This is a genomic window from Streptomyces sp. NPDC045701, from assembly GCF_056432045.1.
Map to the genome: position 1 here is coordinate 1 of NZ_JBWKJV010000082.1, position 11758 is coordinate 11758.

An 11758-nucleotide genomic window follows, 5' to 3' on the forward strand; every position below is an offset into this window, starting at 1 on the left:
TGCGACATCGCCCGCACACCGGCTGGGTCAACGCCGGGACGACCACGACACGGGCGAATCCGCAGTGGAGTCCATCCGCCGCTGATGGCAGCACCAGGGACGGGACGACCATCCTGTCACGGCACCGCCGAGCCGTCACCAGCACACTTCTGGCCCAGCTCCTGAACGTCACCCGCACCAACCTGTCCAACCAGTTCCAGGACGGCCATCGCCTCCTGGACCTGCACCGCATCGCGGTCACCCGCCTACCCGGACCCCCCACCCGCACCCTCGCACAACTACAAACCCACCTACCATCAGCGACGACACCTGCACAGATCAACTCTGACAATTATTCAGATGCGGGCCCCGGTGATTCCGGCGTACTGACGGGCCACCCCGGCCGGCTTCGCGCCCTTCCTTCAATCCTTCAAGAAGGCCGCCTCGTCCAGCACCCGGACCCGTCCGCTCCTCCCAGGCGTGCCACTACGGACGAGCGCACACAGTCCCGGAGCTGGTCGGCAAGCCACGTCGAGCGGGACAGGAACCACTGCACCCGGGCGGGCGTCACGTGCCTGACATGCTTCGCAATCTGCCAGCCGTGCTTCCGCTCGATGGGCACGGTGAGCGCCCTGAGGTACGCCACCGCCGGCCGGCGCCGGTCAACCCGGCCGAACCCCAGGCCATCGAAGCGAAGAACTCCTCGGACCAGCTGACCACATCTCTACCGCGCGCTCCGTACCCATGAACAGACCAGCGCGTCACTCACGCAACAGTTACTCACGGCGGTAGTACAGGAAGGGTTCAGCGAACTTCCACTGCTGAAGAACAGAACCTGGTTGGGGGGCATGCCGTGGGGGCACTCCCATCCCCCAGCTAAGCCGCTGGGCGGGCTGCAAGGCAGCTCTGTCCGGCGTACCCTGCAAAAGGTCACCTGGTAGAACCGCAGCGCTTACTTAGGAGATAAGATGGCCAATACGCTGGGATTGGTTTTTGCCCACTACGGGGTTCTCGTGCAACGCCTACGCGGTTGGCTGCGGGTTGCGATTGCTGTGCTCCTAGGGGTCAGTGCATGGTTCGACGCGCCATCTTACGACAGAACACCCCTTGTCCTCTGCGTAACCTTTTACACCTTGTTTGGTGCTGGCACTCTCTACATGTGGTATCGACATCCTCCAACACGCCTATTCCCTCAAGTTACAACAACCCTCAACCTTCTTGATATTGCGGTAGTCTTTACGATGCAGGTCCTGTCTGACGGCTCCTATCTCTTGCTTCTAATTCTCTTTTTTCTACCCGTTGTATCGGCACTTCAGATCCGCCCGAAAATTACCGCTATCAGCTTGACGTCGAACTTCGCAGCGTTCATTATTGCCCTGCTCGGAGATCCCGCTATCCCGGCACAGCTTCCAAGTTCGGCAATTGCAATAATTATCGCCGCACATGCCCTCGTTTGTGTCACTGTACTAAGTGCAACGGTGGTGCAGAATGCAAGGGCGGCGAGAATCGCCTCGCTTATGGATCACCGGTCTCATCTGCTGGACCAAGTCATGTCAACCGAAGAACGGGAACGGCGCAGGCTCGCCGAAGTCCTTCATGATAATGCTTTGCAAATGATCCTCGCGGTTCGGAACGAGCTCTTTGATGTTTCGCTTTCTAGTCCGGACCCAGCGATTGGACGCGCCCAAGAGAACTTGCTGGTTGCAGCAAAGCAGCTACGCCAAACGGGGGCAGAACTACATTCTGGTGTTCTAGAGGCTCGCGGGTTGCGCGATGCGGTTTCGGCCATGGCGCAAGCCGCCGCCGCACGCTCGCGCGCCCAAATACGGCTAGACCTAAAGATGGAGGATGGTAGACCAGCTAGAAATATCGATGGAATCGTTTTCTCAATTGCCCGCGAACTCATGCAAAATGTCGTAAAACACGCAAATGCTAGCAACATGTACGTGCTGTTGCAGGAGAACGATGAAGTGTTGCACCTTTCCGTTGCCGACGATGGAAAAGGGATCAATGAGGCGGACCTTTCTGCCAAGATGGCTCAGGGGCACATCGGGCTCGCATCATGCCGCGTCAGAGCTGAAGCGGCTAACGGGTCACTGGAGATCAGGCACCGAAACCCCGGTACGCAGTTTGATCTTCAAATTCCGATCACAGAGTAAAAAGGGAGTGGTGGCGATCCCCGCGTCTCTGCCAATAGGCTGGGGGAAGCGGTGCCTGCTTGTACAGGCTTTCTTTTTGCCTACGGTGAGGAACACCCCAGCTCTGTCGCAAAGCAGGCGCTCTACTGAAGATTTCATGGTGGGGTTGGTGGGTTGATGGCCAGGCCGGTGGGGGCGAGGCAGCCGTCGATGAGGGGGCCGGAGCTGGATTCTGCGTAGCTCACGGCGGAGTGTGTAGTCGAGGTCTGGTGAGTATGCCGGGAGGCGGATGGTGGTGAGCCAGTCGTGTTCGGCCTCGTACCGCTTCAGCCCGGCTGCCGGGTGGGTGTTGAGATTGTCCCAGATCACACGATCGGGGGCCCGGTGGCTGGTATGTGCGCGCGGGCCAGGAGGTCGCGGTAGTCCTGCCAGGAGAAGCTCTCCCGGGCGTCCTTGAGGAGCTGGGTGCGGGGCCGGTGGATGAGGCCGCTGTTCCTATCCGGCGGGGGGAGCGACCGCGGCCGCGGATGACGGGGGTCTGGCCGGGCCGCCATCGGGTGAGGGCACGCGGCGGAGTCATCGAGAAGCCGGCTTCGTCTTCGAAGACGAGCCATGGCCCCGGACGCCGCCGCGAGGCTTTTACCCCGGGGCCACACCTCTTCCTTCCCCAGCTGGACCGCGTGCTCATCACGCTCGAGGGCTCTTCCGGCGCGCGCCTGCCAGGACGCCAAGCCCGGCGCCCGCGACGCGTTCGTGATCGCCGAGACCGCCCGCACCATGCCGCACACCCTGCGCACGTGGACCGCGACGACGAGGTACTGGCCGAGCTGACGGTGCTCACCGGCTGCGATAACGACCTGGCCGGCGAGATCAACCGCACCACCAACCGGCTGCGCGGCCTGCTCTCCCTGATCCACCCCTCTCTCGAGCGCGTGCTCGGCCCGCGCCTGGCCTACCCCTATGTCCAGGCCCTCCTCCAGCGGCACGGCTCCCTGGCGAGAATGAAGAACTCGGCCGTGCCCGCTGCGAGGCACTGCTCAAGGCACACGGCCCGCGCAAGCCCACCACCTCACCACCGAGATCTTCGACGCGCTCGCCGAGCAGACCCTCGTCGTTCCCGGCACCGAGGCATCCGCGCTGATCGCGCCGGGCCCGGCCGCCCAGCTCGCCGCGGCCCACCCCCAGCGCCGCCCCCCGAGGCTGCTATATCGAGTCAAGCCGTTTGGGGAGGTTGTTGGGCTTCTCGCCATCGTTCGGCTCGGTACCTTCGAGGATCTTGAACAGCTGGCTGGAGATTGCGCGCTTCAGGCAGCGCTGTGCGTCCCGGGAGGTCTTGCCCTCGCTGATTCTGCGGGCGACGTAGGCCTTCGTGGCGGGGTCGAGGCGCATGCGGATCAGGGTGATGGTGTGCATGGCCCGGTTGAGCTGCCGGTCTCCGCTGCGGTTGAGGCGGTGCCGGTTGGTGAGTCCGGAAGATGCGGGGATCGGGGAGACACCGGCGAACGAGGCGAAGGCTGCTTCCGAGCGGAACCTCCCCTGATGGGACCAGCTGACCAGGACCTGGGCCGCGGTGATCGGCCCGATGCCAAGCAGGCCGAGAAACCCGCCGAGGTCTTCGCCGAGCAGCTACGCTCGCTGCAACAGCCCGGTGTTGCAACGACTGGTTGAACTCGCCCAATATACGAGCGTGCGGTTCACCGAGCACCTGCACATCCAGGGCATAAGGCCCTCGATCGGGAGCGTCGGCGACGCGTATGACAACGCGCTGATGGAGACGATCAACGGGCTCTACAAGGCCGAGTGCATCCGCACCAAGGTCTTCCACGACGGTCCCTGGAGAACCGTCTCCGATGTCGAGTACGCACGCCACCGCCGCGTGGGTGGACTGGTACAACAACCGCCGTCTGCACTCCACTCTGGGCATGATCAGCCCCACCGAGTACGAGGCAGCACACTACGCTGACACACAAGCTGTGGCCGACTGATCACCGGCCAACAAACCACCGGCAGGAAAGTCGGAACGGCTCACCTCACCCAGTGGTCGGATGCTGCCGGCGGCCGGTGCGCCAAAACGCCCCCTCCGCACGGTCGTACTACGAGGCAAGCAGCGCACCACGACCGAGACCGCCCTGTTCGACGACCACGGTGAAGGCGGTCGCGCAGGGCCGGACGGATCCCAGGTGGAGGGTCTCCCTGCCGTCCGGACTCGGACAAGGGCCGGGCGCTGATCGACCCTGAGCTGCATCTTCCAAAGAAATGGACATCGAACCGTGAGCGCCGCCGACATGGGTGACGGCAGGTAGGAGCGAGGCCTCGGGGGGCAGCGGTTGAGATACCAAACATCTGGCCACCACTGTTACCCGAAGGCCTCGCTGGGAAAAGCCCCCGGCCCGTCACTCGACGGGGCCGCCTGAAGGCTCAGCTTCGTTACTGCCGGTCATCAATTCCGGCCACGAGAGTGGCTTCCTCCGGCTCAGCCGGGTCCCCGAAAAGAACCAGGATGTGACGGCCCGGAATTGGGTTGAAGACTGCCAGCTCCCAGCGGTCCACGGTGCTGTAGGCCACGCCCCCCGATACAAAACCGCCAACCCTCTGCTGGGTTTCGGCGTCATACAAGAAGTAAACGCCGGTTCCCTCTGCTACACCCGGATCAGTAGAAACGGCGAGCCGCCAAACCTGGGGGCCGCCGATTTGCCCAACTCGAACCCACTTCAAGTTATCGAGTTCGACGTGTTCAGCCTGCGCGCCGACGGCTTGTGGTTCAGCCTTTGGGCTGGCAATTGCCATGCCGCTCGCGGGGGCGAGTACCGCAGAGCTCATAAGGCCAATCAGGATTACTCGATGGAAACGCTTCATGCAGCTGCTCCTTCGTTCCGGCTTCGACCCCTTAGGGCTTGTATGGTAACGGTAGAGGGTGGATGGTTAGAAGACCCTAAACAGCGCCAAAGAAATGCTTTGCTTCCTCGCCCAAGCGGGGGCCCTATCTGTTTCGTAATTCCCGGTGGGGGCGGCTTGTAGGGGTTGATCCTAGTTTTCGGAGCGTCCCGCGAAGCGGGGCGCTCCCGGCGGATCGGGTGGCTGATGGGGCATGCCGGTAGCCGGGAGGACCGGAGTGGCCTTGCCGGTGCGCGGGCGTGATGGGGCCTGGAGGGGAAGGGGCGGCGGAGTCGTCAGGCTGCCTTACGTTCTTGGACGGGTTGATCGAGCCATTCGTAGGGTTGGGTCGCCCGGGGGTGCCGGGTGTGGCTTTCAGGCGGCTGCCGTCCGTGGCTGAGCTCGCTTCGCCGCCCGGCACTCCACGACGACCAGGCCGCTGATTGGGAAATGCGAACAAGTCGCTGTGTAAGGCAATGCCGGCGAGGTCGTCCGTGGCGTGTACTGCAACGACGAGCGACTGGAGCACGATGAGCCGGGTATGGGCCGGGATCGACAGCGGCAAGACCCACCACCATTGCGTCGTCCTCGACGCGGACGGCACCAAGCTGCTGTCGCGCCGAGTGGCCAACGACGAGCCGGAACTCCTCCAGCTCCTCGCCGATGTCCTCGCCCTCGCGGACGAGGTGACCTGGGCAGTCGACATGGCCGACGGCGGAGCCGCCCTCCTGATCGCCCTCTTGGTCAACCACGGCCAGGAATTGCTCTACATCCCCGGCCGCGCGGTCAACCGGGCCTCGGACGGCTACCGGGGCGAGGGGAAGACCGACGCCCGCGACGCGCTCGTCATCGCCGACCAGGCCCGGGTCCGTCGCGATCTCAAGCCCATACGTCCCCGCGACGAAATCACCGCCGAGCTGAAGCTGTTCACCGCCCGCCGGACCGACCTCGCATGCGGCCGCAATCGGTCGATCAACCGACTCCGTGCCACGTTGACCAGCATGTTTCCCGCGCTGGAACGCGCACTGGACGTGACCACGAAGGGTCCGCTCGTACTGCTGACGGCTTACCAGTCCCCAGCGGCCATCCGTCGCAGCGGCCTGGTCCGCCTCACCAAGTGGCTGCGAGCCCGCAACGTACAGCAGTCCCGGGAGAGGCGGCCATCGCCTCGATGGTGCGCGCGCTGGTCGAGGAGGTGACGGCCCTCAACGAGAAGATCGCGGAAGTCGACAAGCTCATCGAGGGCCGGTTTCGCCAGCACGAACTCGCTGAAGTGATCACCAGCATGCCCGGAATCGGCTCCCTGCTGGGCGCCGAGTTCCTGGCCGCCGTGGGCAGCGACATGGCGTCGTTCGCCACCCCTGACCGGCTGGCCGCCTTCGCCGGCATGGCACCCGCCCCGCACGACTCGGGCAAGTCCCACGGCAACCTGCACAGGCCGCAGCAGTACCACCGTGACCTTCAACGCGTCTTCTATACCTCCGCTCTGATCAGCATCCGCAGCGACCCGAACTCGCGCCGTTTCTATGACAGGAAGCGAGCCGAGGGCAAGCGCCACGTCCAGGCCGTGCTCGCGCTCGCACGCCGACGAGTCAACGTCTTCTGGGCACTGATCCGTGACCGACGGTGCTACCAAGTCATACCCCCAGTGACTCAAGCGGCGTGACTTCAAGATTGGGAAGCGGCGTGCCAGGACCCAGTGGCCGTGACCGTTCTCCCACCAGATCCGGATGGGGATCCGGGCCCACTGGTACATCCGCTCGCCGTGGGATCCCTTCCCGGCGGACAGCCGCTTCCAGGCCTGCGGTGCGAGATTGGCGACCAGCTCGTCGACACGCCTGTCCCGCCCGGTGCGGGTGATGACGGTGTCGCTGGTCTTCACACACATCACATGGCTGATGGACCGCTGTTCCATCCACCACCGCAGGGATTCCGGCTGTCCGCAGGCCTCGTCCGCGGTGACCCACGCAAACGGCACACCGGCCCGCACCGCACGGGTGAGCATGGCCTTGAAGTGCCCGGTCTTCGTCGCGAAGGCCACCTCGTCCGGGACGCCCGCCTTGTGGCACCGCTCACGGTCATCCGTCCACGAGACAGGAAGATACAGTTCCCGGTCGATCAACGCCCCTTCGCCGACGCGTACGCGAGGAAGGCTTGAAGCGTTTGACAAGTCGGTCGGCCTCGCGGTCGCGGCGCGGTCCGATGTCGAGTTTGCGGAGCTTGGCGGCGAGGGTTGCCAGGAACTTCGCAAGCCGACGCGGGGTGCTCGCGGCCTGCTGGACGACGCTGCGGCGCACGGCCTTGAGGACCTTGACGAAAGAGATCCGGTCGGGGTCGAGGCGGTGCTGGCCGGCGATGCCGACGATGATGCGGGACAGGCAGTGGTGGACGGTCAGGTGAGCGCAGACCTCCTGGTGCACCAGAGCAGGCTCCGCTGAGCGGAGGACCTGCTGGGGGCCGCGCTGGAAGGTCTTGAGCTGACGGTTCGACAGCTTGGCCTCCCACCTCTCGTGATACGGGGCCGCCAGTTCGGCGGCCGGGGCCTGGCCGGGGTCGAGGAGGCCGGTGAGCAGACGGATCGTTTCCCCGCTGTCGACCTGGTATTCGATCACCCGCACGGTGACCGTGTGGACCTTACGGCCGCCGGCCCACTGCGAGATCGTCGCCAAGTAGGTGCCGTCCGGCAGGTGTTCGTCCGACCGGGGCGCACGCGTTGTTGGTCTTCGCACGATCAGCACGTGGGCGCCCGCGTCGGTGAACGCCCGCCACACGCCGGCCCCCACGAACCCGCGGTCCATGATCACAAGCATGCCGGCCGCGGCGGCGGCAAGGGGCACGGCCAGATTCTGTTCGCTGCCGACGAGGCCGCCGACCCGCGCGGCCAGCACCGCGTGTGTGCCGGTCTCCGTCAAGGTGAGCACCCTGACCTGCGGGAACGCCAGCGGGCTGCCGTCTTTTGCCACCTGCCCGCCGAACACGGCCCGGTTCGCCGCCGTCTCCGGGGCGTCCAGGTAGAACCCGTCGACCGCGGCCAGCCGCATCCCGCGACAAAAAACGAGCCGGCGAGCCCGGCCGGCGCCAACGGGCTCGCGGCCTTCCGGAACACCGTCTCCAGCACCTGCGGGCCCAGACGCTGCCGAGCCCGGGTGAACGACGGCTTGTTCGGGATCGCATCGCCCATACCCGGGATCGCGCTGACCAGGTTCTCCGCCACGTCGTCATAAGAGTCCTGGTGGAACAGGGCCAGCCCCAGCACGTAGTACACCATCGTCCTGGCTGGCAACGCACCTGGCCGCTTGTCCCGCCTCCCGTGCGCGACGACCGCCTCGTCCACCAGCTCCGGCGTCACCCACCGAGTCAACGCCCCCAGCCGCACCTGATCAGACAATCCCACCCACGCGTGACCCATGCCCGACCCAACGAGGGTCGGCCCGCCACGTCACCGCCCCAGAGCGAACTTCTTCACACATCAAGCAACGGCATTGGGCGTCCCCCTGGCTGTTTCCCCGGCCGCCGGGCCGGCCAGCCCTTCCGCCCCGACCACCTGTCCGCACTCCTCAATGAGATCGGTGTCCCGGTGGCAGCAGCCCGCGGCGCCGCAATCCGACAGCAGCTCCTGGAGATGCCCGCCCCCGTCGTCGCAGACGCCCTCGGCTACCACGGCAAGACCACCACCCGCCTGCTCAAGGAGACCGGCGGAACCTCGAGCCGATACGCCACCGGAGATCACACACGGTCACCGGCAGGCTGGGTCCCCCCAGGGAACTCACAACAGTTGAATACGAGAGCCCCCAGTAAAGGCCGGGCCGTATACGCGCGCCCCCGATCCCGCCGATTTACTGCGCGGCGCCAGCCACATGCGCGATGATCACCCTCCGGAGACCGGTACGGCGTAAGGAGACGACCATGGACAAAGGCAAGCGGATCACCGGCGCGGCACGCGAGACGCTCGCTGCCGACCTGAAGACCGCCTACGAGAACGGAGAATCAATCCGCAGCCTCGCCGATGCCAAGGGACGCAGCTACGGCTTCGTCCATCGCATCCTCACAGAAACCGGCGTCACCCTGCGCGGTCGCGGCGGAGTCGCCCGCAGCCGGCCCACCGCGTGACCAGCCACGCGGGTATAGAACTACCGAGGTGCCCCGCAGAGGTGAACACATCCCGGTCGTCCGCAAGCTTCCGCCACCGCGCCACCGGGCGCCACGCCCTACGCTGTCAGCCGTGGCGGACATCAGGAATACGGCAGCGTTCAAGGCGCTTGCCGCGCAGACCGAGGCCGAACTCCTCACGCGCGGCCTGGACGTGGTCCCCGTCGCGATGCACAACGTGCTCGCCCACGCGGTTACGACCGTGGCGGACCGCATGGGCATCCAGCCCCGCTACTCCCACACCACAGGTCTGCAGCGGGTCTGGTCATAGCGGCCCGTACCGCAGCAGCCCGCCGGTGATGGTGAGGCGGTACGGCTTTGTTCAGGAATTGCGGCAGCACTTATCCATGACTACGGGAGGTGTCTCTACCTCATCCGGAATCGAACGGTGCGGGCGCTGAACGACTCGCACGGCGCTCCGGGCTCCACGATCTGCCGAGGGGCACCTCCTCGACTTGTCGCGGTCCCAACCTCCGCCCTATTCCAGGTAGACCTACCTACCTAATTTGGATTGTGATGAGCGAGACCAGCGTGAGCGCGGGGCGTCGGCGCCCGGCCCGGCAGCGGCTTCTGGAAGCGGCGGCCCGGCGCTTCTACGCCGACGGCGTGGCAGCCACGGGCATCGACACGATCACCGCCGAGGCCGGCGTGGGGAAGATGAGCCTGTACAACAACTTCTCCTCCAAGGCCGACCTGGTCCGGGCCTATCTGGATGCCCGGCACGAGGAGTGGCTGGGGCTCTACCGGGCCAGGCTCGAGCAGGCCGACGGCCCCCGGGAAGGGGTGCTGGCTGCCTTCGACGCCTATGCGGAGCATGCGGCGTTCGCCTACGAGCGTGGTTTTCGTGGGTGCGGCCTGCTGAACGCCGCCGCCGAGCTCCCGGCCGGTGATGAGGGCCGGGCCGTGGTCCGCGCCCACAAGGAGGAGGTCGAGCAGCTGATCGCCGGGCACCTGGAGCAGATGCTGCCCGACCGGCCCGACGAGGCCCGCGTGGCGGCCGGGCACCTGTCCTTCCTGCTGGAGGGCGCGATGGCCCGCGCCGGCCTGGAAGGCGACGGCGAGCGGGTCCAGCACGCCCGCGCGATGGCCGCGGCTCTGCTGGACCGGCTGTGACCGGCCACGGCCGGTCCGCAGGGATCGGGGCCCTGTGCGTACTGGCCGCCTCCGTGCTGTGGGGCACGACCGGTACAGCCACCACCTTCGTCCCAGACGTGGGCCCCCTGGCCATCGGCGCCGCCGCCATGGGGCTGGGCGGGCTCCTCCAGGCCCTGATCGCCGCCCCGCAGATCACCCGCCACACCGTCGGCCTGCGCGAGCAGCGCGGCACGGTCCTGCTCGGCGCCGCCTCGGTGGCGATCTACCCCCTGGCGTTCTACAACTCCATGCACCTGGCCGGAGTCGCCGTGGGCACCGTCGTCTCCATCGGCACCGCCCCACTCGTCTCCGCCCTGATCGAACGCGCTGTGGACGGCCGTCGGCTCACCCGGCGCTGGATGCTCGCGGCCACGCTCGGCCTCCTCGGTACCGTCCTGCTCTGCGTCGCCGAAGCCGCCCACGCCACCGACGCCGCCTCCACGACCGGCACCCTGCTCGGCATCGGCCTCGGACTCATCGCCGCCGCCACCTACGCCCTGTACTCCTGGGCCGCACACCGGCTCATCAGCCGCCGAATCCCCTCCCGCGCGGCAATGGGCGCCATCTTCGGGCCGGGCGGACTCCTCCTCCTGCCCGTCCTGGCCGTCACGGGCGCGCCTTTGGTCGCCTCCTGGTCCAACGCCGCCGTCGGCGCGTACATGGCGCTCGTCCCGATGTTCGTCGGCTACGTGCTGTTCGGCTGGGGCCTGGCCCATGTGCCGTCCAGTACTGCCACCACCCTTTCCCTGCTCGAACCGGTCGTCGCCGCTGTCCTCGCCGTCCTGGTCGTCGGCGAACGCCTCCCCGCAACCGGTTGGGTCGGCATCACCCTCGTCACCACGTGCCTCGCCGTCCTCACCGCCCCCACACCCTCCCGCCGCCCGCGCAACTGGCAACGGAACTCCGCAAACCACGCCCAACGAAAAGCAAGCCCGGACTGCCCGCACACAGAGTGCGGGCAGTCCGGGCTGTTTCGTCGTCCCGGCACCCTGACGCAGGAGGAACGCATCTACATCGCCGACCGGGTGAGGGAGAAGTCGTGAACAGACGCTGTCCAATCTCGTGAACAAAGCCGCGGGCCTTCTTTGACCGCCAGTTCTTCCTGTCGATCAGAGCCACGCCGAACAGGCCGGCGACCAGGGGGAGGGGGTCAAGGTTGGCCTTCGATCCGGGGAGGGCCGGTCATGCAGCATGGCGTAGCCGCAGCGGGCCGAGGACGTCGCCCGGCTGTCCCCGTTCGTGCGCCACCACATCAACGTGCTGGGCCGGTACTCCTTCCAGCTTCCCGACCTGCCTGGCGGAATGCGCCCCCTGCGCGATCCGGACACCGCCGAGGCTCGAGTCCCCGCGCCGCTCTCGCCCGGTGAGGTGCCTCGAAGTTTCCGGACAGGGTCCAATAGGATCACCCTGAACCAGAAACGAGGGAGAAGTGGCGCCACCGAAGAAATACTCGCCGGAGTTCCGTGAGGAAGCTGTCCAGATCG

Annotated in this window: 9 protein-coding genes and 4 pseudogenes; 7 read left to right on the plus strand and 6 right to left on the minus strand. The window is 66.3% G+C overall.

Annotated elements, in window-relative coordinates; all coding sequences use genetic code 11:
* Positions 1 to 409: 409 nt before the first annotated feature.
* Positions 410 to 625 (minus strand): hypothetical protein, encoded by a 216-nt coding sequence (locus tag AC07DW_RS31605; RefSeq protein WP_478861093.1) that lies wholly within the window; start codon positions 623 to 625, stop codon positions 410 to 412.
* Positions 626 to 947: 322 nt separating this feature from the next.
* On the opposite strand from AC07DW_RS31605, the gene AC07DW_RS31610 reads away from it, so the two are divergent.
* On the plus strand, positions 948 to 2138 hold the full coding sequence (locus AC07DW_RS31610; protein ID WP_478861094.1) for a sensor histidine kinase: 1191 nt from the start codon (positions 948 to 950) through the stop codon (positions 2136 to 2138).
* Between the two features lie 134 nt (positions 2139 to 2272).
* Here AC07DW_RS31610 and AC07DW_RS31615 read toward each other — a convergent pair.
* Positions 2273 to 2842: pseudogene (locus tag AC07DW_RS31615) on the minus strand (transposase); the annotation flags it as partial.
* 478 nt (positions 2843 to 3320) lie between these two features.
* Positions 3321 to 3743, minus strand: coding sequence for a transposase (locus AC07DW_RS31620; protein WP_478861101.1), 423 nt, complete (start codon positions 3741 to 3743; stop codon positions 3321 to 3323).
* A 46-nt stretch (positions 3744 to 3789) separates the two neighbouring features.
* Between AC07DW_RS31620 and AC07DW_RS31625 the strand changes: the two are divergent.
* Positions 3790 to 4102 (plus strand): annotated as a pseudogene (locus tag AC07DW_RS31625) (integrase core domain-containing protein); the annotation flags it as partial.
* Between the two features lie 442 nt (positions 4103 to 4544).
* Here the strand turns inward: AC07DW_RS31625 and AC07DW_RS31630 are convergent.
* Positions 4545 to 4973, minus strand: coding sequence for a hypothetical protein (locus tag AC07DW_RS31630; protein ID WP_478861095.1), 429 nt, complete (start codon positions 4971 to 4973; stop codon positions 4545 to 4547).
* A gap of 548 nt (positions 4974 to 5521) precedes the next feature.
* Here AC07DW_RS31630 and AC07DW_RS31635 point away from each other — a divergent pair.
* Positions 5522 to 6657, plus strand: a pseudogene (locus AC07DW_RS31635) (IS110 family RNA-guided transposase).
* A gap of 15 nt (positions 6658 to 6672) precedes the next feature.
* On the opposite strand, the pseudogene AC07DW_RS31640 reads toward AC07DW_RS31635, so the two are convergent.
* Both AC07DW_RS31640 and AC07DW_RS31645 read right to left on the minus strand, forming a co-directional pair.
* Positions 6673 to 7160 (minus strand): annotated as a pseudogene (locus AC07DW_RS31640) (transposase); the annotation flags it as partial.
* 739 nt (positions 7161 to 7899) lie between these two features.
* Positions 7900 to 8400 (minus strand): transposase domain-containing protein, encoded by a 501-nt coding sequence (locus tag AC07DW_RS31645; RefSeq protein WP_478861096.1) that lies wholly within the window; start codon positions 8398 to 8400, stop codon positions 7900 to 7902.
* A 497-nt stretch (positions 8401 to 8897) separates the two neighbouring features.
* On the opposite strand from AC07DW_RS31645, the gene AC07DW_RS31650 reads away from it, so the two are divergent.
* The 4 genes from AC07DW_RS31650 (at position 8898) to AC07DW_RS31665 (ending at position 11317) form a co-directional block, all read left to right on the plus strand.
* Positions 8898 to 9101, plus strand: coding sequence for a helix-turn-helix domain-containing protein (locus AC07DW_RS31650; RefSeq protein WP_478861097.1), 204 nt, complete (start codon positions 8898 to 8900; stop codon positions 9099 to 9101).
* Positions 9102 to 9213: 112 nt separating this feature from the next.
* Entirely contained in the window at positions 9214 to 9411 is a 198-nt protein-coding gene (locus AC07DW_RS31655) for a hypothetical protein (protein WP_478861098.1), read from the plus strand.
* A 245-nt stretch (positions 9412 to 9656) separates the two neighbouring features.
* Positions 9657 to 10253, plus strand: coding sequence for a TetR/AcrR family transcriptional regulator (locus AC07DW_RS31660; RefSeq protein WP_478861099.1), 597 nt, complete (start codon positions 9657 to 9659; stop codon positions 10251 to 10253).
* Positions 10250 to 11317 (plus strand): DMT family transporter, encoded by a 1068-nt coding sequence (locus tag AC07DW_RS31665; protein ID WP_478861100.1) that lies wholly within the window; start codon positions 10250 to 10252, stop codon positions 11315 to 11317. The genes AC07DW_RS31660 and AC07DW_RS31665 overlap by 4 nt, the downstream gene beginning before the upstream one ends.
* Positions 11318 to 11758 lie beyond the last annotated feature (441 nt).

Bases quoted from the DNA above. Each gene is read 5' to 3' on its own strand.
- AC07DW_RS31630 (WP_478861095.1), bottom strand. From the start codon at position 4,973: ATGAAGCGTTTCCATCGAGTAATCCTGATTGGCCTTATGAGCTCTGCG.
- AC07DW_RS31645 (WP_478861096.1), bottom strand. From the start codon at position 8,400: ATGGGTCACGCGTGGGTGGGATTGTCTGATCAGGTGCGGCTGGGGGCG.
- AC07DW_RS31660 (WP_478861099.1), top strand. From the start codon at position 9,657: ATGAGCGAGACCAGCGTGAGCGCGGGGCGTCGGCGCCCGGCCCGGCAG.
- AC07DW_RS31610 (WP_478861094.1), top strand. From the start codon at position 948: ATGGCCAATACGCTGGGATTGGTTTTTGCCCACTACGGGGTTCTCGTG.
- AC07DW_RS31650 (WP_478861097.1), top strand. From the start codon at position 8,898: ATGGACAAAGGCAAGCGGATCACCGGCGCGGCACGCGAGACGCTCGCT.